Origin of the sequence: Microbacterium sp. NPDC058062 (genome assembly GCF_042885375.1) — a bacterium.
Lineage (GTDB): Bacteria > Actinomycetota > Actinomycetes > Actinomycetales > Microbacteriaceae > Microbacterium > Microbacterium trichothecenolyticum_C.
Genome location: NZ_JBHVSC010000002.1, coordinates 894,954 through 918,774, shown reverse-complemented (window position 1 = coordinate 918,774; position 23,821 = coordinate 894,954). Strand labels below are relative to the sequence as shown.

Here is a 23,821-nt window from a genome sequence, read left to right as displayed (position 1 = left end):
TGGCTGCTCGCGGGATCGGGGCGCACGGCGATCGTTCGGGGGACCGGATGCGCCCCCCCGTGCGGGCGTGCCCCGAACCCCGTGACGGCGGCACGGCGAGCGCCGGCGCTGGTCAGTCAGGCGGCGGAGGCCGGCGCGACCAGCGGCTCCGGCCGCGGAGCGCGCGCCGGACGGATGCCGATGATCAGCAGGTAGCCCACCATCCACAGCTCGCCGACGGTCGCCGGGATCACGAGCACGTCCGCGACGACGTCGGCGGCGCCGGGGAGCGCGGCCGACAGCACCGCGTTCACGACGTAGCCGACGCCGCCGACGACCAGGATCCAGCCCAGGATGCGCGGCAGCCGCCCGGTCGTCAGGGCGAACCACCCCATGGGAACGAGCCACAGCCCGAAGAACACGGCGCCGACCGTCCAGAACGCATCCGCGACGACGCGCAGCAGGGGCGCGGCATCCGGCGTCGTCGCCGTCGCCGGATCGAGAGAGATCGCGAGAGCCGCCGTGAGCATCGCGGCGCTTCCCAGCACCGCGAGGGCGTTCCCCATGCCGAATGCGGCGACCGCGTAGGCCGCGACGGGGCGGTCTTCGCGGTACAGCGCGAAGAAGCCGACGGCCGCCAGCGACTGGGCGATCACCACGCCGAGTTCGAGGGCGATGCCGAGCTGCGCATAGCCGAGCGCCTCCGTCGCGAGGGGGCGCACGAGCAGGAAGCCGAGGCCCCCGAGCACGGCGAGGGCGAGATAGGCGCCGCCGGTCCAGCGGGCGGTGCGGATGAGCGAGGGCATGTCGATTCCTTCCGAGGTGGTGTGTAAAAGATTCTTGACACGCACGGTAGGCCCGCTTATCGTCGGTGTCAAGAATCTTTTACAACCCTCTGGGGGAGTCATGGTCTACGAAGAGCGCAACATCTGGGCGAGCCTCATCGTCAGCGTGATCGGCACGATCGTCTACGTCGTGATCGTGCTGCAGCAGGCCGACGGCGGTCCGGTCACCGACGTGGACTGGGTGCCGATCATGCTGTGGGTGATCGGCGCGAGCATCGTCGGTGCGATCGTGCTGAGCATCGCGTGGGGCATCCTCGCGGGCATGTTCGACCCCGACGGGGTGGGCAAGAGCGACCAGCGCGACCGCGACATCGCCCATATGTCGACGCGCGTCGGCCAGGCGTTCCTCATCATCGCCGGGCTCGGCGTCCTCGTCCTGTGCGCGTTCGAGGCCGACTGGTTCTGGATCGCCAACACCATGTACTTCGGCTTCGCGCTGTCGTCGATCGTCGGCGGCATCGCGAGCGTCATCGCCTACCGCCGGGGGCTCGTCTGATGGTGAAGCCCACGAAGGTCACCAACTCGATCCGCGCCGTCCGCGAAGCGGCCGGCATGACCCAAGCCGATCTCGCCCGTCGCGTGGGCGTCACGCGGCAGACCCTCATCGCCATCGAGCAGGGGCGGTACTCGCCGACGCTCGAGCTGGCCTTCCAGCTGTCCCGCGCCTTCGGCGTCGGGCTCGACGATCTCTTCGACTACCCGGAGGAATGACATGTCCGAGACACCTCACGGACCCGCGTCCCTGCGCACGGACGCGATGCCCGCGTGGACGCAGCACCGATACGGCGAGGCCGGCACGGTCGCACTCGAGAACATCGACGTGCCGGCGCCACGCCGCGGCGAGGTGCTCCTGCGCCTGCGCGCGACGGGCCTCAACAACGGCGACATCCGCGTCATGCGCGGCGAGCCTCTCCTCGTGCGCTTCGCGTTCGGCCTGCGTCGCCCGCGCCAGGCGGTGAGGGGGATGGATGCTGCCGCCACCGTCGTCGCGCTGGGCGACGGCGTGACGGAGCTCGCGGTCGGGGACGAGGTCGTCGGCGAGCTTCCCGGCGGCGGCGGGCTCGCGATGTACGCGGTGTGCCCGGCGTCGCGCCTCGTCGCCCGACCCGCCGAGCTCGACCCCGCGGTCGCCGCCAGCCTGCCGGTCGCGGGCGGTACCGCCTGGCAGGCGCTGCAGCTCGGGGGAGTGACGGATGCCGCGACCCCGGCCGCGTCGCCGCAGCGGGTGCTCGTGATCGGCGCCTCGGGTGGCGTCGGCACCTTCGCGGTGCAGCTCGCCGCCGGGCGGGGTGCCGAGGTGTGGGCGCTGTGCGGACAGCGCAACCGAGTGCTCGTCGAAGGACTGGGCGCGTCGCACACGTTCGACTACCGGCACGTGCAGCCGGGGTCGGCCGAGCTCGGAGAGGGGCGGTTCGACGCCGTCATCGACATCGCCGGCACCTCTTCGCTGCGGGACCTGCAGCGGCTCGTGCGCGACGGTGGCCGGGTCGTGCTCGTCTCCGGTGAGGGCGGTCGCGTGCTCGGACCGATCGGGCGCATCGCCGGCGCCGCACTCCGCTCGGTCGGTTCGAAGCGCCCGCTGCGTCCGCTCGCCGCCGTCGCCAAGCCCGACGTCCTCGCCGAGCTGCTCGCGCTCGCCGCAGAAGGGCGCCTGAACCCGGTCATCGAGCGCCGCTACCCGTTCGCCGAGGCGGGCGCCGCGCTCGCCCGCGTGGCCGACGGCCACGTGGCGGGCAAGGTGGTGGTCCTCGCGGAGTGACCGGGGCGCAGCATCCAGAGGCTGCATTTCCTGGCCGTATGCGGCGTCCGTGAGACAATGGACGAGGCGTGCCCGGTTGACGGCTTCCTCAGCTCCGCCGGGCCTCTGGACAGCGTCCGCCGCGCCTCTACAGGAGCAAGATGTCCACGCAGAACACCGCGCCCGCCACCGCCCCGGTCACCGGGTCCGCCTCCGGCCGGATCCAGCAGATCCGCCGCTACCTGATGTGCCGCCCCGAGCACTTCACCGTCAGCTACACCATCAACCCGTGGATGGAGCCGGCCAACCCGACCGACACCGCCCTCGCGGTGCGCCAGTGGCAGGCCCTCTACGACACGTACCTCGCCCTCGGCCACGAGGTGCACCTCATCGACCCCATCGAGGGTCTGCCCGACATGGTCTACACGGCCAACGGCGGTTTCGTCATCGACAACGTCGCGTACGGTGCGAAGTTCCGCTTCCAGGAGCGCGTCCCTGAAGGCCCCGCGTTCATGGACTGGTTCCGTGACAACGGCTTCGAGGTCGCGGAGCCCGTCGAGGTCAACGAGGGCGAGGGCGACTTCCTGCTCGTCGGCGACACGATCCTCGCCGGCACCGGCTTCCGCTCGACCGGCGACAGCCACCGCGAGCTCGCCGACGTGTTCGGCAAGGAGGTCGTGAGCCTCAACCTCGTCGACCCGCGGTTCTACCACCTCGACACCGCGATCTCGGTGCTCGACCCCGTGGAGGGTCCCGGTGGCGTCGAGAAGGCCAACATCGCGTACCTCGAGCACGCCTTCGACGAGCGCAGCCAGGCGATCCTCAGCGAACGGTACCCCGACGCGATCCGCGTCGCGGACGCCGACGGCGCCGTGTTCGGCCTGAACTCGGCCAGCGACGGCCTGAACGTGATCATCTCGCCGCGTGCGACGGGCTTCGAGGCTCAGCTGCGCGAGCGCGGCTACAACCCGGTGCTCGTCGACCTGTCCGAGCTGCTGCTCGGCGGCGGCGGCATCAAGTGCTGCACGCTCGAGCTGCGACGCTGACCCGCGCGAAAGAGGAGTCCCTGATGACCGCCGCCTCCACCTCACTCGACGCCGCGATGAGCCAGATCATCGCCGCCGAAGAGGAGCACGTCGCCCACAATTACCACCCGCTCCCGGTCGTGATCTCGCGCGGCGAGGGAGCATGGGTGACGGATGTCGAGGGCAAGCGCTACCTCGACCTGCTCTCGGCCTACTCGGCCCTCAACTTCGGGCACGGGCATCCCGCGATCCTCGCCGCCGCGCAGGAGCAGCTGAACCGCCTGACGCTCACCAGCCGCGCGTACCACAACGACCGACTCGGACCCTTCGCCGCCGCGCTCGCAGAGCTCTGCGGCAAGGACCTCGTGCTGCCGATGAACACCGGCGCCGAGGCCGTCGAGACCGGAATCAAGGTCGCCCGCGCGTGGGGCTACCGCGTGAAGGGCGTCGCTCCCGACGCCGCGAAGATCGTCGTCGCGCACGGCAACTTCCACGGGCGCACCACGACGATCGTCGGCTTCAGCGACGACCCGCAGGCACGCGCCGACTTCGGGCCGTTCACGCCCGGCTTCATCTCGGTCCCGTTCGGCGACGCCGCGGTCATCGACGCCGCGATCACCGCCGACACGGTGGCCGTGCTCATCGAGCCGATCCAGGGCGAGGCGGGCGTCATCCTCCCGCCGGAGGGCTACCTCAAGAAGGTGCGCGAGATCTGCACCCGCCGCGGCGTGCTGTTCATCGCCGACGAGATCCAGTCCGGGCTCGGCCGTGTGGGCGAGACGTTCGCGTGCGACCGCGAGGGCGTCGTGCCCGACGTCTACCTCCTCGGCAAGGCGCTGGGCGGCGGCATCCTTCCGCTCTCGGCGGTCGTCGCCGACCGCGACGTGCTCGGGGTGATCCACCCCGGCGAGCACGGCTCGACGTTCGGCGGCAACCCGCTCGCCGCGGCGGTGGGCCTGCGCGTGGTCGAGATGCTGCAGACCGGCGAGTTCCAGGGCCGCGCGAAGCTCCTGGGCGAGCACCTCGAGGCGAAGCTCCAGGAGCTCGTGGGCCACGGCGTCACCGCGGTGCGCGTGGCAGGCCTCTGGGCCGGCGTCGACATCGACCGCGAGGTCGGCACCGGGCGCGAGATCGCCGAGCGCCTCATCGGACGCGGGGTGCTCGCGAAGGACACCCACGGCCAGACGATCCGCATCGCGCCGCCGCTCGTCGTGCGCGGGACGGAGCTGGACTGGGCGGTCGAGCAGCTGCGCTTCGTGCTCGCGGGCTGAGGCGCCGGAGGTCGTGGTTCTGCGGCGGCTCACGCCACGTCGACGTTGAGCTGCTGCCACCCCGTCGCGCCGTCGGGCGCCGGCCACGCGTCGGTCTCGGTCTGACGTTCGCCCTGCGCGTTGGTGGCGCGGCAGCGGATCGCGTGGGAGCCGCTCTCGGCCGTCCACGGGATCGACCACTGCACCCACGTGTCGTCCGAGATCGCCGACGCGAGGGTCGCCTCGCGCCACGGCCCGCCGTCGGCCTGCACCTCGACCTTCGCGATGCCCACGTGCTGCTGCCAGGCGACACCCGCGATCGTGGTGTCGCCGGCGCTCAGTCCCTGGCCACGGCGCGGCAGGTCGATGCGTGACTGCAGCTTGATCGGTCCCTTCGCGGACCACCCGCGCGTCGTCCAGTACGCGGTGGCCTTGTCGAACCGCGTCACCTCGAGCTCGGTGACCCACTTGGTCGCCGAGACGTAGCCGTACAGCCCCGGGACGACCATGCGCACCGGGAAGCCGTGCTCCGCCGGGAGCGGCTCGTCGTTCATGCCGACGGCGAGGATCGCTGCGCGCGTCTCCTCCTGCAGCACCTCGAGCGGCGTGCTCGCGGTGAAGCCGTCGATCGAGCGCGACAGCACCATGTCGGCGTCCGACGTCGGCCGGGCGCGTTCGAGCAGCCGGCGGATCGGATAGCCGAGCCACTTCGCGTTGCCGATGAGGTCGCCGCCGACGGGGTTCGAGACGCACGCGAGGGTGGTCCAGCTCTCCTCGAGGGGGAGCGCGAGCAGCTCGTCCCACCCGATCTCGACCTCGTTCTCCACGAGCCCGTGGATGCGCAGGCTCCAATCGCTCGGATCCACCTGCGGCACGACGAGTGCGGTGTCGATGCGATAGAAGCTCGCGTTCGGTGTCACGACCGGCGTCATGCCGGTGAGATCCAGCTGCGCGCCGGCCGGGACCGGCGGCGCGGCGACGGCCGGCGCGGGCAGTCGGAGCGCCTGGCGCACGGCGGTGACCGTGCGGGAACCCGCCTGCAGCGCGGTCCCCGCGATCGCCGCGATCACGCCGGCCGCGGCGGCCGCACCCGCCCACACGAGGAAACGACGGCGCGACGGGTCCTCGTCACCTGGTGCGTCGTCCGTCGCCGTCTCTGTCGAGGCGCGGGACGAGGCATCCGTCGTCCGTCTCGCGAGCTGCGTCAGAAGCCGCACTGCCGCCGCCGCGACGAGCCCTGCGGCGAGCGAGGGGAGCCATGCGAGTCCGGTCGCGCCGGCGCGGGTCATCGCGAGCACCGCGACGACCGCGCCGAGGACGGCGAACAGTGCGGCGCCGAACCACGGGCGGCGCAGTTCCAGGATGCCGACACCCGCCGCCGCGACCAGCAGCACGAGCGCGATGCCGATGAGCAGGGCGAGCTTGTCGGCCGTGCCGAACAGCGAGATCGCGGCATCCTTCGCCCACGGGGGCGCGAGGTCGATGAGCACGCCGCCGACGACGGAGAAGGGGCTCGACGAGGGTGCGACCAGTGCCGCGAGCAGCTCGCCCACCCCCGCGCCGAGCACGACGGACGCCACGCCCGCTCCGGCACCGGAGAGAGCCGAGGCCTTCGCGGCGACGCGCGTCGCGGCACCCGCCTCACGAGTCATAGCGGGAGCATACGTCCGATCCGCCCTGTGCGGACCAGGAGAACGGCTGGGAAACACGAGCGCAACGAAGGCCGCATTAGGCTCTTCGCATGGGTGATCTGTTCGACGGCTACGGCTCCACGCTCGCGCCGCGCAAGACGCCCTCGGGGGTCCCCGCGTTCGACGAGATGTTCGGGAGCCCGGCCCACCCGGGTGCGCCGGCCGAGTCGCGCGAGGCCTATCGAGAGCTCTACCAGGCGCTCGCGCAGATGACCCAGGAGGAGCTGCGCGGCCGCACCGATTCCCTCGCGAGCTCGTACCTCGCGCAGGGCGTGACATTCGACTTCGCGGGCGAGGAACGGCCGTTCCCGCTCGACGCCGTACCGCGCGTGATCACGTACGACGAGTGGTCGCGCATCGAGGCCGGCGTCAAGCAGCGTGTGCGGGCACTCGAGGCGTTCCTCGACGACGCGTACGGGCATCAGTTCTGCGTGCGCGACGAGGTGCTGCCGGCCGGGCTCATCGCGAGCTCCCAGTACTTCTACCGCCAGGCCGCCGGCATCCACTCCGCCAACGGCGTGCGCATCCAGGTGTCGGGCATCGACCTGATCCGCGACGAGCACGGCGAGATGCGCGTGCTCGAAGACAACGTGCGCGTGCCCTCGGGCGTCAGCTACGTCATCTCGAATCGCCGGGTCATGGCGCAGACCCTGCCCGAGCTGTTCGTGTCGATGCGGGTGCGACCGGTCGGGGATTACCCGAACAAGCTGCTCGCGGCGCTGCGCGCCTCGGCCCCCGCCGGCATCGAGGATCCCAACGTCGTGGTGCTGACGCCCGGCGTGTACAACTCCGCGTACTTCGAGCACACGCTGCTGGCACGCCTCATGGGCGTCGAGCTCGTCGAGGGCCGGGATCTGCTATGCATCGGCGGCAAGGTCTTCATGCGCACGACCCGCGGGCCCAAGCGCGTCGACGTCATCTACCGCCGAGTCGACGACGACTTCCTCGACCCGCTGCAGTTCCGCGCCGACTCCATGCTCGGCGCCCCCGGGCTCATGCTCGCCGCGCGCCTCGGCAACGTCACGATCGCGAACGCGGTGGGCAACGGAGTCGCCGACGACAAGCTGCTCTACACGTACGTGCCGGACCTCATCCGCTACTACCTGGCGGAGGAGCCCATCCTTAAGAACGTCGACACGTGGCGCCTCGAAGACCCGAACGCGCTCGAGGAGGTGCTCGACCGCCTCGACGAGCTCGTCGTGAAGCCGGTCGACGGCTCCGGTGGCAAGGGCCTGGTCGTAGGGCCCGATGCCTCGCCCGCCGAGCTCGAGAAGCTCCGCAAGAACCTGCTCGCCGACCCGCGCGGATGGATCGCGCAGCCCGTGGTCATGCTGTCGACGATCCCCACGCTCGTGGAAGACGGCATGCGTCCGCGTCACGCCGACCTCCGGCCCTTCGCGGTCAACGACGGCGAGGACGTCTGGGTGCTCCCCGGCGGCCTCACCCGCGTGGCGCTGCCCGAGGGACAGCTCGTCGTGAACTCGTCGCAGGGCGGCGGCTCCAAGGACACCTGGATCGTCGGCGGCGCCGCACCCGGCCACGTCGAATACGGCCAGGGTCAGAGCGTCGCCGGCCTCGTCGCCGACCAGGCGGCCACGGTGACCGCGGCGATCCCGATCATCTACGACGCCCAGACCGAGCCCACGCACTCGCCGCAGGACCGCCCGCGCACGCGCGTCGAGCAGCAGGAGCAGCAGCAGCAGCAGGCTGCGGAGCAGGACGGAGGCGCGTCATGCTGAGCCGCATCGCAGAGAGCCTCTTCTGGATCGGGCGCTACATCGAGCGCAGCGACGGCACCGCCCGCATCCTCGACGTGCACCTGCAGCTCCTCCTCGAGGACCCGTGGATCGACGAGGACACCGCGTGCCGGTCGCTCCTCAGCGTCATGGGGTCGCTGCCGCCCGAGGGCGTCGACCAGGTGCGCCGCGAGGACGTGCTCTCGCGCCTCGCGGTCGACCGAATGAATCCGTCGAGCATCGCGTACGCGCTCACAGCCGCGCGCGAGAACGCCCGCCGCGCCCGCGAGATCGTCTCGACGGAGCTGTGGGAGACCCTCAACACGACGAACGCCCGCATGCCCCGGCGCCTGCAGAACGACCGCGTGCACGAGTTCTTCCAGTGGGTGCGCGAGCGCGCGGCGCTCGCGGTCGGCATCGTGGACTCGTCGACGAGCCGTGACGAGGCCTGGCAGTTCTTCACGCTGGGGCGCAGCATCGAGCGCACCGACATGACCGCACGCCTGCTCGCGACGAGGTCGCTGACCGAGGCATCCGGTCCGTCGTGGACGACCATCCTGCGCTCGTGCGGTGCGTACGAGGCGTACTTGCGCACGTACCGCGGCATGCCCAGCGCCCGCAACGCCGCCGAGTTCCTGCTGCTGGACCGCCTCTTCCCGCGCTCGATCATCTACTCGATCCAGCGCGCCGAGGAATGCATGAGCGCCATCGATCCCCGCGCCGATCGCGTGGGCCACTCCAACACCGTGCTGCGGGCTCTCGGCCAGATCCGCAACGACCTCGAGTACCGGCCGATCTCCGAGATCCTCGGCGAGCTGCCGACGCACATGGACCGCGTGCAGACCGTCACTCGCGAGGCATCCGAAGCCATCCGCGGCCGGTTCTTCCCGACGCAGGCCGAGCCCAGCTGGATCGGAGAGATCTCATGAAGCGCCTCCGGATCGAGCACCAGACCGGCTTCAGCTATCAGGGCGACGTGACCGCGTCGTACAACGAGGCGCGCATGCTGCCGGGTTCCACCGACAGCCAGTTCGTGCTCAACTCGTCGCTCGACATCGAGCCGTCGACCTCCGTCAACCAGTACGTCGACTACTTCGGCACACGGGTCGCGGCGTTCGACGTGCTGTCGCCGCACTCGTCGCTCACGATCACCGCGCGTTCGCTGGTCGAGGTGCGTCCGCGGCCGCTCGAGCACATCGACGTGACGTGGGAGGGGCTCGCCCGCGAGGCGGCCCGCTCGCTCGAGACCGTCGAGCAGATGACGCAGACCCGGCGCACCCGCCCGCACGAGGAGGTCGCCGAGCTCGCACGGTCGATCGCCGCGCAGCACGACCACCCCGGCCGCGCCGCGCACGCGATCGCCGTCGCCATCGGCGACGCCGTCGAGTACATGCACGGCATCACCGGCGTCCACTCGACCGCCGCCGAGGCGTGGGAGGCGCGCAAGGGCGTCTGCCAGGACATGGCGCACATCGCCCTCGGCGCGCTGCGCGAGGTCGGCATCCCGGCGCGGTACGTGTCGGGCTACCTGCACCCGCGGCCGTCGGCAGAGGTCGGTGTCGCGGTGACGGGCGAGTCCCACGCGTGGATCGAGTGGTTCGCGGGGGAGTGGCAGGGCTTCGACCCCACGAACAACATCGAGATCGGCGACCGCCACGTGCTCGTCGGCCGCGGCCGCGACTACGGCGACGTGCCGCCGCTGCGCGGCGTGTACGCCGGCCCGTTCAAGAGCAACCTGCACGTCAAGGTCACGATCACGCGCGAGGCGTAGCCGGCGGCGTCACCCCGCAAGGATCGGAGATCCGGTGGGAATCGGATGCCTCGTGCCGAGGCATCCGATCTCCGCTGGTTCTCCGAGTTTCGGGGCGACGGATGCTGCGGCTCAGGCCGGTTCGGCGGCTTCGACCTCGACCCGCTCCTCGTCGCGCGGCCTGCCGCCCCCGAGCGAGAGCGTGGCCAGCAGGCCCACCGCGAGGAAGCCCGCGGCGGCGAAGCTGGCGTACTTCGTGCCTTCCGAGAACGCCGCCTTCGCGTCGTCGGCGAGCTGCTCGGTCTGAGGCGATCCGGCGAGGCCTGCGATCGCGCCGCCGGCGCTGTCGACCACGGCCGAGACGACCTGGTCGCGCTGTTCGGCGGGGATCCCGCGGTCGTCGAGCTTCGCCGTGAGCACCGCGGAGGTCGTGGAGAAGAGGATCGTGCCGAGGATGGCGATGCCGAGCGCCGCCCCGAGCTGGCGCGCCGTCGACTGGGTTCCCGACGCCTGACCGCCCTCGGCGGTCGGCACGTCGGCGAGCACCACGCCGGTGAGCTGCGCAGTGGCGAGACCGACACCGAACCCGTACACGAACAGTGCGGGGATCAGCGGCACCCAGGAGGCGTCCGGGGCGATGACGAAGCCGACCGCCGCGATGCCGATGATCTCGGCCACGATGCCGACGCGCACGATCCACACCGGTGCCACGCGTCCGCTCAGTGCCCCCGCCAGTCCGCTCGCGGCGAAGGAGCCGATCGCGAGGGCGAGGAGGATGAGGCCCGTCTGGACGGCCTCGAACCCGAGCACGAACTGGAGCCACAGCGGCAGCGCGAGGATCAGGCCGAACTCGCCGAGCGAGACCACCATCGCGGCGATGTTGCCGTTGCGGAAAGACGGGATGCGGAAGAGCCCGAACGCGATCACTGTCGGCTTGCCGGCCCGGCGGCGATGGAACCCCCACCAGATGAACGACACGACGCCCAGGGCCGCGACGGCGAACGCCACGGCGACGGGTGAGATGTCCCACGGCCAGGTCCATCCGCCGATCGTCAAGTCCTTCTCGGCGGTGAGCCAGCCGTAAGTGCGTCCTTCGATCAGCCCGAAGACCAGGGCTCCGACGGTGATCACCGACAGCAGCGCGCCGAAGAGGTCGATCGACACGGCATCGCCGCGCGATTCGTCCACGGTCAGCAGCACCCCGACCACGATGGCGATCCCGAGCGGCACGTTGATGAGGAACGCCCAGTGCCAGGAGAACTCGGTCGTCAGCCAGCCGCCGAGCAGCGGGCCGACCGCGGCCATACCGCCGATCGTCGAGCCCCAGACCGCGAAGGCGACGGCCCGCTCGCGCCCCCGGAACGTCGCGTTGAGCAGCGACAGCGTCGTGGGGAGCATCATGGCGCCGCCGATGCCCTGGATGAAGCGCGCGCCGATGAGGAGTCCGCCCGTCGTCGCGAGCGCGGCCCCGACGGAGGCGAGGGTGAAGATGACCACGCCGATGAGCAGCATCCGTCGACGTCCCCATCGGTCGGCGAGCGCGCCGAACACGAGCAGCAGCGACGCGAAGACGAGGGTGTAGGCCTCCTGCACCCACTGCACCTCGCTGGACGTGATGCCCAGGTCGTCGACGATCGCCGGGATCGCGACGTTGACGATGGTGGAGTCGACGATGATGAGCGCGACGGCGACGCTGATGAACACCAGCCCCGCCCATCGGCGGCGCGAACTCGAGGTCATATCGCTAGCTTATCTAGCGATATGACCTCGATCCAGATGTTCTCGCCCTCAGGCGGGAGGGTTGTCGGGATCCAGCGTCTCGAGCGTCTCCTCCTCGACGGGATTGTCGGCCTCGAGCTGTTCCTCGGTGGTCTTGTCGCCGCCCAGCGGGCTGTCGCCTTCAGGGGCCTGGTCGTCGCTTCGCCGTTCGTCCATGGCGGTCACGCTAGCGCGGGACGGATGCTGCCGACCGGGGGTTGACGGAGGTCACCAGGCAACTTCGGAATCTGCTGAAAGTTTCCTTGACGTTCGATGATGAAACGTGTCACCGTAGAGCGGTCTACAAAACGTAGAGCGATCTACGGATCGACCTCAAGGGAGAGGAAAAGCACGATGATGTCGCCTCAAACCACCAACCTCACGCGAAATCCGCGTGCGCGCCGACGTACGACGGCGCTCCTGCTGGGCGCCGCACTGATCGCCGCGGGCGGAACTGTCGCGTTCGCGGCACCCGCTGCGGCCGCGGACTGCGCCACCGTCCCCTGGATGGACACCTCGAAGTCGGCCGACCAGCGGGCTGAGGCGCTGCTGGCCGCCAGCACGCAGCACCAGAAGTACCGCTGGCTCGTGGAGCAGCCCGCGAACAGCCCGCAGCAGACGACGTGGTCGGGCGGCGTCGTCTACCCCGTGCAGGTGGACTGCACGCCCACTGTCATCTACTCGAACGGCGCCGAGGGTGCGCACGGCAAGGCGGGCACCACCGCATGGCCGGGCCCCATCGCCGTCGCGGCCTCCTGGAACCTCGAGCTGGGAGAGCAGAAGGGCGCGATCCACGCGGACGAGGCGTTCGACAACCGCAGCAACGTCATCCTCGGCCCGGGTGTCGCCAGCGGCCGCACCCCGCTCTCCGGCCGCAACGCGGAGTACTTCGGAGAGGACGCGCTGCTCTCCGGCCTCATGGGCGCCGCGAACGTCCGCGGCATCGAGGACGGCAGCAGCCCCGACAAGCCGGTCATCGCCAACCTGAAGCACTACGTCGCGAACGAGCAGGAGCTCGACCGCAACAACAGCTCCTCGAACATCGACGAGCGCACGTTCCGGCAGGTGTACGACCTGCCGTACGAGATCGCGATCAAGGAGAGCGACCCCGACAGCCTGATGTGCTCGTACAACCAGATCAACGGCATCTGGTCGTGCGAGAACGACACCCTCACGACGAGCCTGCGCGACAAGATGGGCTTCGACGGCTACGTCATGAGCGACTTCGGTTCGGTCCACTCGACGGGTCCGTCGCTCATGGCCGGCCTCGACCAGGAGCTCAACCGCCCGATCTGGTTCACGCCGGTTCGGCTGGACGCTGCTCTGGCGGCGGGGGAGATCACGCAGCAGCGCATCGACGAGGCCGCCTTCCGGGTCGTGCGCACCTACATCAAGGAGGGGCTGTTCGACCACCCGCTCCCCGCGACCTCGACGCCCGTCACCGCGACGGACGAGTCCCGCGCCCTGGCGCGCGAACTCGCCGAGGAGAGCGCCGTGCTGCTGAAGAACGACGACGGCATCCTGCCCCTCGACGACGGACCGCTCACGGTCGCGGTCGTCGGTCCGACGGCCTCGAAGACGCCGACGGGCGGCATCAGCTCCGCGCAGGCGTGCTCGGCCGGCGGCTTCGGCGCAGGTGGCGTGCTCAACTGCGCGAACGTCGTCGACCCGCTCACCGCGATCACCGAGCGGGTGCAGGCCGCGGGCGGAAGCGTCGTCTACAACAACGGCGCCGACCTCGCCTCGGTCGCCGCGACCGCTGCCCAAGCCGACGTCGCCATCGTGTTCGGCTACATCCGCACGGGTGAGTTCGCCGACACGGCAGACCTCCGCCTCGACTCGAACGGTGACGCGCTCGTGCAGGCCGTCGCTGCGGCGAACGACGACACCGTGGTGGTTCTCAACAGCGGAACCGCGGTCGAGATGCCATGGATCGACGACGTCGACGCGGTGTTCAGCAACTGGTTCGCCGGTGAGCAGATGGGCCCCGCTCTGGCCGCTCTTCTCTGGGGTGATGTCAACCCGTCGGGCAAGCTGCCGATGACCTTCCCGAAGTCGGTGGCCGACACGCCGACCGGAAGCGACCCGGCACGTTACCCCGGCATCTTCTCCAACGGATCGACCACCCGGCCCGCCGGGTCGACGGAAGCGCGCCAGGTGAACTACACCGAGGGTCTCCAGGTCGGCTACAAGTGGTACGACGCGCAGGGCATCGATCCGCTGTTCGAGTTCGGGCACGGCCTGTCGTACACGTCGTTCGCGTACAGCGACCTGGCGGTCGACCACGTGGACGATCCGGCGACCGGTGACGTGCTGTCGAAGGTGTCGTTCACGGTGACCAACTCCGGCGCCCGCGCCGGCGCGGAGATCCCGCAGGTCTACCTGACGCTGCCCGACGCGGCGGAGGAGCCCGGCAAGCGACTCGTCGGCTTCGACCGCGTCGAGCTCGCGGCGGGTGCGAGCACCCGGGTCGAGGTCGTCGTCGACTCGACCGCGAGCAACCAGCCCTTCTCCATCTGGGATGTCGACGCCGACACCTGGACCGTGCTGGACGGCGAGTACACCTTCGCCGTCGGAGCGTCGTCACGCGACCTGCCGCTCACGCAGGACGTGTTCGTCGACCGCGTCGCGCCGAAGATCACCTCGATCACGGTCAACGGCAGCCAGAAGGTCGTGGTCGCCGCGGCCGACGAGCTGAGCGGCGTCGCGCTGATCGAGTACTCGACCCAGAAGAACAAGCAGGATGCCTCGGCATGGGCCCCGTACACGGGTCCGCTGCAGGTCGACGCGAAGAGCACCGTCTCGTTCCGCGTCACCGACCACAGCTGGAACGTCAGCGAGGTCGTCCAGGTGAACCGCAAGGACCTGCGCTGAGACCCCGGGGGCGGCACTCCCTGGGTCGCCCCCGGACCATCTGTCCGCCCCGTGGTGCCGCCACGGGGCGGACGACGCTTTCCCGGGCGCGCCGGGGTACGTTTGCCCTGCAGGTCTGCACCGACGAGGAGAAGAATGACGGATGCCCCCTCCCCGCGCCACGCGACGATCGAGGACGTCGCGCGGACGGCCGGCGTCTCTCGTGCCGCCGTGTCGAAGGTGCTGCGCAATGCCTACGGCGTGAGCGACGGGATGCGCGAGCGGGTGACGGCCGCGATGACCGAGCTGAACTACCGTCCGCGGATCGCGGCACGGGCGATGCGCGGACGCACGTACACGCTCGGCATCGAGCTTCCGGACCTGGCCAACCACTTCTTCGCGCGGATCGCACGCGGCGCCACGAGCGCCCTCGAAGGAACGCCGTACCAGCTCATCATCGCCCCGGCCGAAGCCGGGTCGCGCGAGGGCCTGCGGGCGCTCGAGGCGCTGGTGGACCGTCAGGTGGACGGCGTCATCGCGGTGTCGCCGCGCGTCGACGAAGCGGGACTGGAGCGGATCTCCGGCTCCGTCCCCGTCGTCATGTTCGGGCGCCACGACACCTCCGACCGGTATGACGTGGTCGCGGGCGACGACGCCGCGGGGGCCCGAGCGGCGATGCAGCACCTGCTCGACCTCGGCCACCGCCGGATCGCGCATCTCACCCTGCACGAATCCGGCGCCTTCGAGCCGTTCCCGCACGGCGTGCGCCTGCGCGAGTACGAGGCGGCCATGGCGGACGCGGGGCTCGGCGCGCACGCCGCGGTCTGGCGCACCGACGAGGGCGAGGGTCCGTCCTCGGACGTCGTTCGTCGCATGCTCGCGGACGGGACGACGGCCACCGCCGTGTTCGCGGCCCACGACGAACTCGCCTTCGGTGCGATGCGCGCCGCGAAGGAGGCCGGGGTGCCGCTCGCCGTGGTCGGGTACGACGACGTTCCCATGGCCTCTCACCCCGCGCTCGGGCTCACGACCGTGCACCAACCTGGTGAAGCGATGGGCGCGCGTGCCGTCGAGATGCTGCTGGAGCGCATCGCCGGGCGCACCGAGGCGATGCACGAGATCTTCGAGATCGAGCTGAAGGTGCGCACCTCCACGCGCGCTCCTTCGAGCTGAGGGGGATCAGCGCGCCGCGACCACCGCGTTGTCGAGCTCGTCGAGATCGACGCCCGGCCGCTCGGCCTGGTTGGTGAGCAGCACGAAGGCGACGCCCGCGCTCGGGTGCACCCAGAACTCGGTGCCCGCCCACCCGCCGTGACCGTACACATCGCGGTCGATGAGGCCCGGGGCGCGCGTGCGCAGGTTCCACGTGAAGCCCCAGTCCTGCCCGCGCTCGGCGGGGTACGGGTCGAGGCGCGGGATGTCTCCGGTGAGCGGGCGGAGCATCATCGCGAGGGTCGCCGGCTGCACGACGCCGCCGGCCTCGCCCTGCCCGATGCGCAGCAGTGCCGAGCCGAGCGCGAGGAGATCGCCCGCCGTGCCGATCATGCCCGCGCCGGGGTTGCGGTGGCTCGCGAATCCGCGCATGTCCAGGCCCAGACGCTCTGCGTCGACCACCGTGTGCGGCTCGACGGCCGGGTCCAGCGTGAAACCGCTCGCGCCGAGCGCGGCAGCCCACTCCGTGACGTCGGCATCCCATGTCCGTCCGGTGGTGTGGCGCACGAGTTCGGCGATGCCGTCGAACGCCACCGTCGAGTAGCGCGAGGCGATGCCGGCGGCGAAGTCGCGGCCCGGCGCGAGCAGTGCGGCGCGCAGCCCCTCGGCGGGGTCGAGCGTGGGTTCGCGGATGCCGGAGGTGTGGCTCGCGAGGTGGCGAAGGCGCACGACGTCGTCGCGGCCGGCTCCGAACGCGGGTAGCGCTGCGCTGAGCGGCGTCTCGGTGGTGAGCAGGCCGCGCTCGATCGCGCGTGCGGCGGTGAGGCCGGTGAGCACCTTGGTGATCGAGAACAGCCAGTACGGATCCTCGACCTGTGCCGTCCGCCCGTCGGTCGCGCCGAACGCGTCGAGCGCGACGACGCCGTCGGCGGTCGCGACGCCCAGCACCGCGCTGGGCAGGCGTCCCGCCTCCACATGCCGTCGCGCCCAGTCGAACGCCGCCCCGTAGCCGGTCACGAGCGGGGCTCGTACCGCTCGGGAGACACGGATGCCGCCACCACGCGCCGCAGGTCCTCGAGAGACGCGTCGGGGCCGAACCAGCCGTGGGCGCGCGCCTGCACGAGCACGTTGCCGAGCGCGGTCGCCTCGACCGGGCCGGCGAGTACGGGAAGGCCCGAGCGGTCGGCGGTCGCCTGGCACAGCAGCCGGTTGAGGGCGCCGCCGCCGACGATGTGGATCACGTCGATGTTCCTGCCCGAGAGTCGAGCGGCTGTCGCGAGCGCGCCCGCGAACGCCTGCGCGATGCTCTCGACGATCGTGCGAGCGAACGCCGCGCGGGTCGTCGGCACCGACGCACCGCTCTCGCCGAGCACCGCCGCGATGCGCGCGGGCATGTCGCCAGGGGCCGACAGCCGCGGGTCGTTGGCGTCGAACAGCGCGATGTCGCCGGACACGGATGCCGCGGCATCCAGCAATCCGGGAAGGTCGATCGCCGCGCCGTCCTCGGCCTCCCACGTGCGCACGGCCTCGCTCAGCAGCCAGAGGCCGGTGACGTTGTGAAGGAAGCGCACGCGTCCGTCGACGCCGCCCTCGTTCGTGAAGTTCGCCTCGCGGGCCGCGTCGCTGACGACGGGCTCGTCGAGCTCGACGCCGACCAGGCCCCACGTGCCGCACGAGATGTACGCCGCATCGGGGGTGCTGAGCGGCACCGCGACGACGGCCGACGCGGTGTCGTGCGAGCCGACCGCGATCACCTCGAGGGCCGCGCCCACGCGCTCGCGCGCTTCGCCGTGGAGGGTGCCGAGGGGGGCGCCGGGATCGACGAGCTCGGGAAGCACGGATGCCGGAATCCCCAGCTTCGCGGCGAGTTCGAGGTCCCAGCTGCCGGTGTTCACGTCGACCAGCCCCGTCGTCGACGCGTTGGTGCGCTCGGCGACGCGCGCGCCGGTCAGCAGGAACGCGACGAGATCGGGCACGAGCAGCGCAGAGCTCGCGTCCTGCAGCGCCGTCTCGACGACGTACTGGTAGAGCGTGTTGAACGGAAGGAACTGCAGCCCGTTGCGGCGGTAGAGCTCGTCGAACGGCACCCGTGCGTGCACCATCTCGACGCCGCGCGCGGTGCGCTCATCGCGATAGTGGAACGGCTCGCCGAGCAGCTCCTCGCCGTTGACCAGGCCGTAGTCGACGGCCCACGAGTCGATGCCGATGCTCGCGATGCCGGGCTCACGACGCAGCGCCTCGGCGAGGCCGTCGACGATGTGGCGGTACAGCGCCGAGAAGTCCCAGTGCAGGGAGTTGTCGGCCCCGGGCACGGGACCGTTCGGGAATCTCGACACCTGCTCGAGGCGCAGCATCCCGTCGTCGACGTAGCCGAGCATCACACGTCCGCTGGTCGCGCCGAGATCGACGGCGGCGACGACGCCGCCGCGGACGGGGGCGGCGTCTGCCGCAGCCCCGGTCGCTGAGCCTGTCGAAGCGTCCGTCATCGCAGGAACGCGGCGGCGACGCCGGAGTCGACGGGGATGTGGAGGCCCGTGGTGCGGCTGAGCTCGGGGCCGGTGAGGACGTACACCGCGTCGGCGACGTTCTCGGGCACGACCTCGCGCTTGAGGATGGTGCGGTTGGCGTAGAACTGGCCGAGGTCCTCTTCCTTGACGCCGTACGTCGCGGCGCGGTTGGCGCCCCAGCCGGCGGCGAAGATGCCCGAGCCGCGCACGACGCCGTCGGGGTTGATGCCGTTGACGCGCACGCCGTGCTCGCCGAGCTCGACCGCGAGCAGGCGCACCTGGTGGGCCTGGTCGGCCTTGGTGGCCGAGTACGCGATGTTGTTCGGTCCGGCGAAGACGGAGTTCTTCGACGAGATGTAGATGACGTCGCCGCCGAGCTTCTGGTCGATGAGGATCTTCGCGGCGGCCTTCGACACGAGGAAGGAGCCCTTGGCCATGACGTCGTGCTGCAGGTCCCAGTCCTTCTCGGTGGTCTCCAGCAGCGGCTTCGACAGCGACAGGCCGGCGTTGTTGACGACGAGGTCGACCCCGCCGAACGCGAGCACCGCGGCGTCGAACGCCGCCTGGATGGCGTCGGCGTCGGCGACGTTCGCGGCCACGCCGATGGCGACGTCCGTGTTGCCGAGCTCGGCCGCGGCGGCCTGCGCCTTCTCGAGGTCGAGGTCGGCGACGATCACGCACGCGCCCTCGGCGGCGAGGCGGACGGCGATGGCCTTGCCGATGCCGGATGCCGCGCCCGTGACGAGCGCGATGCGGCCCTGGTGGGTCTTGGGCTTGGGCATGCGCTGGAGCTTCGCCTCTTCGAGGGCCCAGTACTCGATGCGGAACTTCTCGGCGTCGGAGATCGGCGAGTAGGTCGACAGCGCCTCGGCGCCGCGCATCACGTTGATCGCGTTGACGTAGAACTCGCCGGCGACGCGGGCCGTCTGCTTGTTCGCGCCGTACGAGAACATGCCGACGCCGGGGACGAGGACGATGAGCGGGTCGGCGCCGCGGATCGCGGGCGACTCGGCGGTCGCGTGCGCGTCGTAGTAGGCCTGGTAGTCGGCGCGGTACTCCTGGTGCAGCTCCTGCAGGCGCGCGATCGAGTCCTCGACCGAGGCGTCGGCGGGCAGATCGAGGATGAGCGGCTTGACCTTGGTGCGCAGGAAGTGGTCGGGGCAGCTGGTGCCGAGCGCGGCGAGCTCGGGCGCGCGCTCCGAGGCGAGGAAGTCGGTGACGACCTCGGCGTCGGTGAAGTGGCCGACCATCGGCTTGTCGGTCGACGCGATCCCGCGGATGGTCGCGGCGAGGGCGGCGGCCTTGGCGCGGCGCTCGGTCTCGGGGAGGGCCTCGAAGCCGGCACGCCCGCCGCCGAAGGGCTCGGCCTTGCCGTTGGCGCCGATGTACGCCTGGGCGGTCTCGATGATCCAGAGCGAGTTCTGCTCGGCCTCCTCGGACGTGTCGCCCCACGCGGTGATGCCGTGGCCGCCGAGGATCGTGCCGATGGCCTGCGGGTTCGCCTTCTTGATCTCGGAGATGTCGAGACCGAGCTGGAAGCCGGGGCGGCGCCACGGCACCCACACGACCTTGTCGCCGAAGATCTTCGCGGTCAGCTCCTCGCCGTCGGCGGCGGTCGCGATCGCGATGCCCGAGTCGGGGTGCAGGTGGTCCACGTGGTTCGCGTCGACGAGACCGTGCATGGCGGTGTCGATCGAGGGGGCGGCGCCGCCCTTGCCGTGCAGGCAGTAGTCGAACGCGGCGACCATCTCGTCCTCGCGGTCCACACCCGGGTAGACGTTCACGAGCGAGCGGAAGCGGTCCAGGCGCAGCACCGCGAGACCGGACTCCTTGAGCGTGCCGAGGTCGCCGCCCGAGCCCTTGACCCACAGCAGCTCGACGGGCTCACCGGTGACCGGGTCGGTCTCGGTGCCCTTCGCCGACGTGTTGCCGCCGGCGTAGTTCGTGTTCTTCGGGTCGGCGCCGAGGCGGTTCGACCGGGAGAGGAGGTCGGAGACGGCCGGGTTGGTCATGATGCGTTCCTTCTGATGTGGCTGGGGCGCTCAGGCGAGCGAAGCGGTGACGGGCTGGGGGCGGCTGGCGGGGAGGGCGGCGAGGCGGGTCGCGAAGCGCTCGATCGTGACGGATGCTGCGGCCTCGTGCGGACGGTTCAGATGGCCGTGCTCGGTGCCGGGCTCGGTCACGACGTCGACCGGACGGCCGGCGGCGCGCAGAGACGCGGCGAACGCCTCGCCCGAGACGCGGAGCTCGTCGACGTCGCCGTTGACGATGAGGGTCGGCGGGAACTGCACGAGGTCGACGGGGCGGGCGAGTCCCGGGATCGCGCCGAGCGGGGCGCGCTCGACGGAGCCGCCGAGGTAGTTCTCGTACATGGCGCGCACCAGGTCGGCGCCGAAGCGGTCGGCCTCGGGCTGTGCGTCGAGCGCGGCGCGCAGCGCGGCGTCGGGCGCCGGCTGCACGGCGAGCAGAGTCGGGTACGCGAGCAGCGCGAGCGCGGGAAGCGCCGCGCGCCGCTCGATGAGGCGCAGCGTCGCACCCGCGGCGAGGTTGCCGCCGGCGCTCGTGCCGCCGATGGCGATGCGGTCGCGATCGACCCGCAGGCGGCCGGCATTCTCGGCGAGCCACGACCACGCCGTGAGGATGTCGTCGGATGCCGCGGGGTAGTGGTGTCCGCCGGGGGACCGGCCCGCAGCATCCGTCCATCCGGCCGGAACGGGGGCGAGGCGGTAGTCGACCGACACGACCGTCGTGCCCCGCGCGGCGAGCTGAGACGCCACCCAATCGGACTCGGGCATGTCGAGGTCGCCGAAGGCGAAGGCGCCGCCGTGCGCCCACACGAGTCCGGTGCCGTTCGGCTCCCGCGCGGGATAGACGCGCACGAGTCCGTCGGCGGCGGAGTAGGGCTCGCTCATGAGGTCCTTCGGGTTCGGGCCGGCAGCGGTGCCGGGATCGAAGTGGTGCACCGGGGGCGCGAGGATCGGCATCCCACGCCCCCGGTGGGCTTGTGCGGGGGCTACGCGCCCCAGCCGGCCTGCGTGCCGCCGACGCGGTCCGCGGCGATCTTCTGCTGGTAGCCGGATGCCGCGTATGCGGCCATCGGGTCGGCGGCGAGTCCGCGCGACTCGCGCCACTCGGCCAGCGCCGGGCGCACGTCGGTGTAGAACGCGTCCATGAAGACGGCGTTCGCGGCGAGCACGTCGTTCGCCTGTTGCGCGGCGGCGAGCGCGTCGCGGTCGACGAGGAGCGCGCGCGCGGTCATCTCCTGGACGTTGAGCACCGAGCGGATCTGCCCGGGGATCTTGTCCTCCACGTTGTGGCACTGGTCGAGCATGAACGCCACGTCGGGGTTGTTCAGGCCGCCGCCGCGCACGACCTCGAAGATGATGCGGAACAGCTGGAACGGGTCGGCTGCGCCCACGATGAGGTCGTCGTCGGCGTAGAAGCGCGAATTGAAGTCGAACGAGCCGAGCTTCCCGAGGCGCAGCAGCTGCATGACGATGAACTCGATGTTGGTGCCCGGAGCGTGGTGGCCGGTGTCGAGGCAGACCATCGCCTTGTCGCCGAGCGAGGCGACCTGGGCGTAGGAGGTGCCCCAGTCCGGAACGTCGGTGTGGTAGAACGCCGGCTCGAAGAACTTGTACTCGAGCACGAGACGCTGCTCCTCGCCGAGCCGGTCGTAGATCTTCTGCAGCGAGTCCTGCAGGCGGTCCTGACGGGCGCGGATGTCGGCCTGCCCCGGGTAGTTCGAGCCCTCGGCGAGCCAGATCTTGAGGTCGCGCGAGCCGGTGGCATCCATGATGTCGATGCACTCGAGGTGGTGGTCGATCGCCTTGTTGCGGATGCGGTCGTCGTGGTGCGTGAGCGCCCCGAACTTGTAGTCCTCGTCCTGGAAGGTGTTCGAGTTGATGGTGCCGAGCTCGACGCCCAGGTCTTCCGCGTGGCGGCGCAGGTCGGAGTAGTCGTCGACCTTGTCCCACGGGATGTGCAGGGCCACGCTCGGCGCGAGCTTCGTGTAGGCGTTGACCTGCGCGGCATCCGCGATCTTCTCGTACGGGTCGCGCGGCGTGCCGGGCGTCGTGAACACGCGGAAGCGCGTGCCGGAGTTGCCGAACGCCCAGCTGGGCAGCTCGATGCCCTGGCCCTCGAGAGCGGACTGGATGTCGGGTGACAGCGTCGTCATGATGCGGTGCCTTCTTCGGTGGTGTCGGTCGCCGTGCCCCGGGCTGCGGCGAGTTGGTCGTGCAGATTGAAGATCTCGGTGAGCGGTGTGGCCGCCTGGTCGGGCCGGCCCTCGAGGCCGACGAAGAACCGGCCCATCTCGGCCTCCCAGCGCGCGGCGACCTCGGAACCGGCGAGGTAGGTCTGTGCGGCCTCGTCATCGTCGGTCTCGTAGTAGCCGATCAGGCGTCCGCCTTCGCCCAGGAAGAGCGAATAGTTGCGGCGACCCGAGGCGGCGATCTCGGCGAGCATCTCGGGCCACACCGGCGTGTGGCGGGCGACGTACTCGTCCAGCAGTTCGGGTCGCACCGTCAGCTGGAAGCAGACGCGCTTCGTCGCGGTCGCGCTGGTCATGGGTGGGACGCCTCTCGGGTGGGCGGCGATGTCGGCTGCGACACCCCCGGTGCGATGAATCGTTTCAACGATAAACGGCGAGTTCGCTTTCCGCAAGTGGGAGAGCGCTTTCCCTCGAATCGTACGCCGTGGGCGACGATGTGTCGATAGCGTGAGAGCCGATTCGACGCGAGGGAGCACGGATGGAGCATCAGGAGCGGGCGCTGGCCGCCTATGTCGAGTCCGTACGGGAGCAGCCCGGGGCTCTGGGAGTGGTGCTCGTGGGATCGGTCGCCCAGGGCAGGGAGCGCGAGGACTCCGACGTCGACGTGTATCTCGTCGTCGACGAGGAGCGCTTCGGGGCCGAGACCGCGCAGGGGCGCTTCGCCTGGGTCGAACGACGCGACCTGGACTACCCCGGCTCGTACATCGACATCAAGCTCGTGAGTCCGTCGTATCTCACCACGGCCGTCGAGAAGGCCGACGACCCGACGCGGGCGTCGTTCCTCGGCGCGCGGGTGGCCTGGAGCGTGGTCCCGGGACTCGACGAGACGATCGCCCGCATCGTCGAGCTTCCGGACGAGGTGTGGGACGACCGCGTGCGCTCGTTCGTCGCGCAGACCCACCTGTACGGCGGCTACTTCCTGCGTCAGGCGGTCGAGCGTGGCGACGGATTCCTCCGCCGCCACGCCGGACTCCACCTGGCGCTGGCCGCCGCGCGTGCGGCGCTCGCGGCGAACCGTGTCATGCTTCCCGGTCCCAAGTACGTCTCGAAGCTGGTCCACGCAGTTCCGACGCCCGCAGGCTTCGTCGAGGCCTGGAATCAGGTCGTCGACGAGCCCGGCATCGAGGTCGCGGACGAGCTGATGCGGATCCTCGACGAGTGGGTCGGGGACGGCCTCACCCCCGACGAGGCGCTGTCGACGTTCATCCGCGACAACGAACTCGCCTGGCTCCGGGGGAGTGTCCCCGCGGAGTTCTGGTGA

At 70.9% G+C, this 23,821-nt stretch carries 21 protein-coding genes; 11 read left to right on the top strand and 10 right to left on the bottom strand.

Annotated features, from left to right (window positions below; genetic code table 11):
• Window positions 1–116 precede the first annotated feature (116 nt).
• On the bottom strand, window positions 117–785 hold the full coding sequence (locus ACFVSU_RS08865) for a DUF4386 domain-containing protein (RefSeq protein ID WP_387141025.1): 669 nt from the start codon (window positions 783–785) through the stop codon (window positions 117–119).
• A gap of 100 nt (window positions 786–885) precedes the next feature.
• Between ACFVSU_RS08865 and ACFVSU_RS08860 the strand changes: the two genes are divergently transcribed.
• From ACFVSU_RS08860 to rocD, 5 genes are all read left to right on the top strand, one after another.
• On the top strand, window positions 886–1,320 hold the full coding sequence (locus ACFVSU_RS08860; RefSeq protein WP_387141022.1) for a hypothetical protein: 435 nt from the start codon (window positions 886–888) through the stop codon (window positions 1,318–1,320).
• The gene (locus ACFVSU_RS08855; protein ID WP_310286073.1) at window positions 1,320–1,535 is read left to right on the top strand and encodes a helix-turn-helix transcriptional regulator; all 216 of its coding nucleotides are present in this window, start codon (window positions 1,320–1,322) and stop codon (window positions 1,533–1,535) included. The genes ACFVSU_RS08860 and ACFVSU_RS08855 overlap by 1 nt, the downstream gene beginning before the upstream one ends.
• Before the next feature lies 1 nt (window position 1,536).
• Complete coding sequence (locus ACFVSU_RS08850; RefSeq protein ID WP_387141019.1) at window positions 1,537–2,583, top strand: NAD(P)-dependent alcohol dehydrogenase; 1,047 nt, start codon at window positions 1,537–1,539, stop codon at window positions 2,581–2,583.
• 140 nt (window positions 2,584–2,723) lie between these two features.
• Entirely contained in the window at window positions 2,724–3,608 is an 885-nt protein-coding gene (ddaH, locus tag ACFVSU_RS08845; RefSeq protein WP_387141016.1) for a dimethylargininase, read from the top strand.
• Window positions 3,609–3,631: 23 nt separating this feature from the next.
• On the top strand, window positions 3,632–4,858 hold the full coding sequence (gene rocD / locus ACFVSU_RS08840) for an ornithine--oxo-acid transaminase (RefSeq protein ID WP_387141013.1): 1,227 nt from the start codon (window positions 3,632–3,634) through the stop codon (window positions 4,856–4,858).
• A 29-nt stretch (window positions 4,859–4,887) separates the two neighbouring features.
• On the opposite strand, the gene ACFVSU_RS08835 is transcribed toward rocD, so the two are convergent.
• Window positions 4,888–6,489 carry a molybdopterin-dependent oxidoreductase gene (locus tag ACFVSU_RS08835; protein ID WP_387141010.1) on the bottom strand — a complete coding sequence of 534 codons (1,602 nt, stop codon included), beginning with the start codon at window positions 6,487–6,489 and terminating at the stop codon, window positions 4,888–4,890.
• 89 nt (window positions 6,490–6,578) lie between these two features.
• Here ACFVSU_RS08835 and ACFVSU_RS08830 point away from each other — a divergent pair, with 89 nt between their 5' ends.
• The 3 genes from ACFVSU_RS08830 to ACFVSU_RS08820 are packed head-to-tail and all read left to right on the top strand — an operon-like array spanning window position 6,579 to window position 10,035.
• A complete protein-coding gene (locus ACFVSU_RS08830) occupies window positions 6,579–8,267 on the top strand; it encodes a circularly permuted type 2 ATP-grasp protein (RefSeq protein WP_387141007.1) in 1,689 nt (562 codons plus the stop codon).
• Complete coding sequence (locus ACFVSU_RS08825; protein ID WP_310286061.1) at window positions 8,261–9,193, top strand: alpha-E domain-containing protein; 933 nt, start codon at window positions 8,261–8,263, stop codon at window positions 9,191–9,193. The genes ACFVSU_RS08830 and ACFVSU_RS08825 overlap by 7 nt, the downstream gene beginning before the upstream one ends.
• On the top strand, window positions 9,190–10,035 hold the full coding sequence (locus ACFVSU_RS08820; RefSeq protein ID WP_375870654.1) for a transglutaminase N-terminal domain-containing protein: 846 nt from the start codon (window positions 9,190–9,192) through the stop codon (window positions 10,033–10,035). The genes ACFVSU_RS08825 and ACFVSU_RS08820 overlap by 4 nt, the downstream gene beginning before the upstream one ends.
• Before the next feature lie 111 nt (window positions 10,036–10,146).
• Here the strand turns inward: ACFVSU_RS08820 and ACFVSU_RS08815 are convergent, their stop codons facing one another.
• Window positions 10,147–11,754: an MFS transporter gene (locus ACFVSU_RS08815; protein WP_387141003.1), complete on the bottom strand. Its 1,608-nt coding sequence runs from the start codon at window positions 11,752–11,754 to the stop codon at window positions 10,147–10,149.
• Window positions 11,755–11,802: 48 nt separating this feature from the next.
• Window positions 11,803–11,949, bottom strand: coding sequence for a hypothetical protein (locus ACFVSU_RS08810; protein ID WP_387141000.1), 147 nt, complete (start codon window positions 11,947–11,949; stop codon window positions 11,803–11,805).
• Window positions 11,950–12,126: 177 nt separating this feature from the next.
• On the opposite strand from ACFVSU_RS08810, the gene ACFVSU_RS08805 reads away from it, so the two are divergent.
• Both ACFVSU_RS08805 and ACFVSU_RS08800 read left to right on the top strand, forming a co-directional pair.
• Entirely contained in the window at window positions 12,127–14,646 is a 2,520-nt protein-coding gene (locus ACFVSU_RS08805) for a beta-glucosidase (protein WP_387140997.1), read from the top strand.
• A 135-nt stretch (window positions 14,647–14,781) separates the two neighbouring features.
• Entirely contained in the window at window positions 14,782–15,798 is a 1,017-nt protein-coding gene (locus tag ACFVSU_RS08800) for a LacI family DNA-binding transcriptional regulator (protein WP_387140994.1), read from the top strand.
• Between the two features lie 6 nt (window positions 15,799–15,804).
• Here ACFVSU_RS08800 and ACFVSU_RS08795 read toward each other — a convergent pair whose 3' ends face one another.
• Genes ACFVSU_RS08795 through ACFVSU_RS08770 form a run of 6 tightly spaced genes read right to left on the bottom strand, consistent with a single transcriptional unit; the run spans window position 15,805 to window position 22,856 of the window.
• Window positions 15,805–16,794: a serine hydrolase domain-containing protein gene (locus tag ACFVSU_RS08795; protein WP_387140991.1), complete on the bottom strand. Its 990-nt coding sequence runs from the start codon at window positions 16,792–16,794 to the stop codon at window positions 15,805–15,807.
• A complete protein-coding gene (locus tag ACFVSU_RS08790) occupies window positions 16,791–18,263 on the bottom strand; it encodes a rhamnulokinase family protein (protein ID WP_387140988.1) in 1,473 nt (490 codons plus the stop codon). The genes ACFVSU_RS08795 and ACFVSU_RS08790 overlap by 4 nt, the downstream gene beginning before the upstream one ends.
• The gene (locus tag ACFVSU_RS08785) at window positions 18,260–20,296 is read right to left on the bottom strand and encodes a bifunctional aldolase/short-chain dehydrogenase (RefSeq protein WP_387140984.1); all 2,037 of its coding nucleotides are present in this window, start codon (window positions 20,294–20,296) and stop codon (window positions 18,260–18,262) included. Before ACFVSU_RS08785 ends, ACFVSU_RS08790 begins: the two co-directional genes overlap by 4 nt.
• A 30-nt stretch (window positions 20,297–20,326) precedes the next feature.
• Entirely contained in the window at window positions 20,327–21,268 is a 942-nt protein-coding gene (locus tag ACFVSU_RS08780; protein WP_387140981.1) for an alpha/beta hydrolase fold domain-containing protein, read from the bottom strand.
• A 29-nt stretch (window positions 21,269–21,297) separates the two neighbouring features.
• A complete protein-coding gene (rhaI, locus tag ACFVSU_RS08775) occupies window positions 21,298–22,464 on the bottom strand; it encodes an L-rhamnose isomerase (protein WP_376013552.1) in 1,167 nt (388 codons plus the stop codon).
• Window positions 22,461–22,856: an L-rhamnose mutarotase gene (locus tag ACFVSU_RS08770; protein ID WP_387140976.1), complete on the bottom strand. Its 396-nt coding sequence runs from the start codon at window positions 22,854–22,856 to the stop codon at window positions 22,461–22,463. Before ACFVSU_RS08770 ends, rhaI begins: the two co-directional genes overlap by 4 nt.
• 182 nt (window positions 22,857–23,038) lie before the next feature.
• Here ACFVSU_RS08770 and ACFVSU_RS08765 point away from each other — a divergent pair, with 182 nt between their 5' ends.
• Complete coding sequence (locus ACFVSU_RS08765) at window positions 23,039–23,821, top strand: nucleotidyltransferase domain-containing protein (protein WP_387140973.1); 783 nt, start codon at window positions 23,039–23,041, stop codon at window positions 23,819–23,821.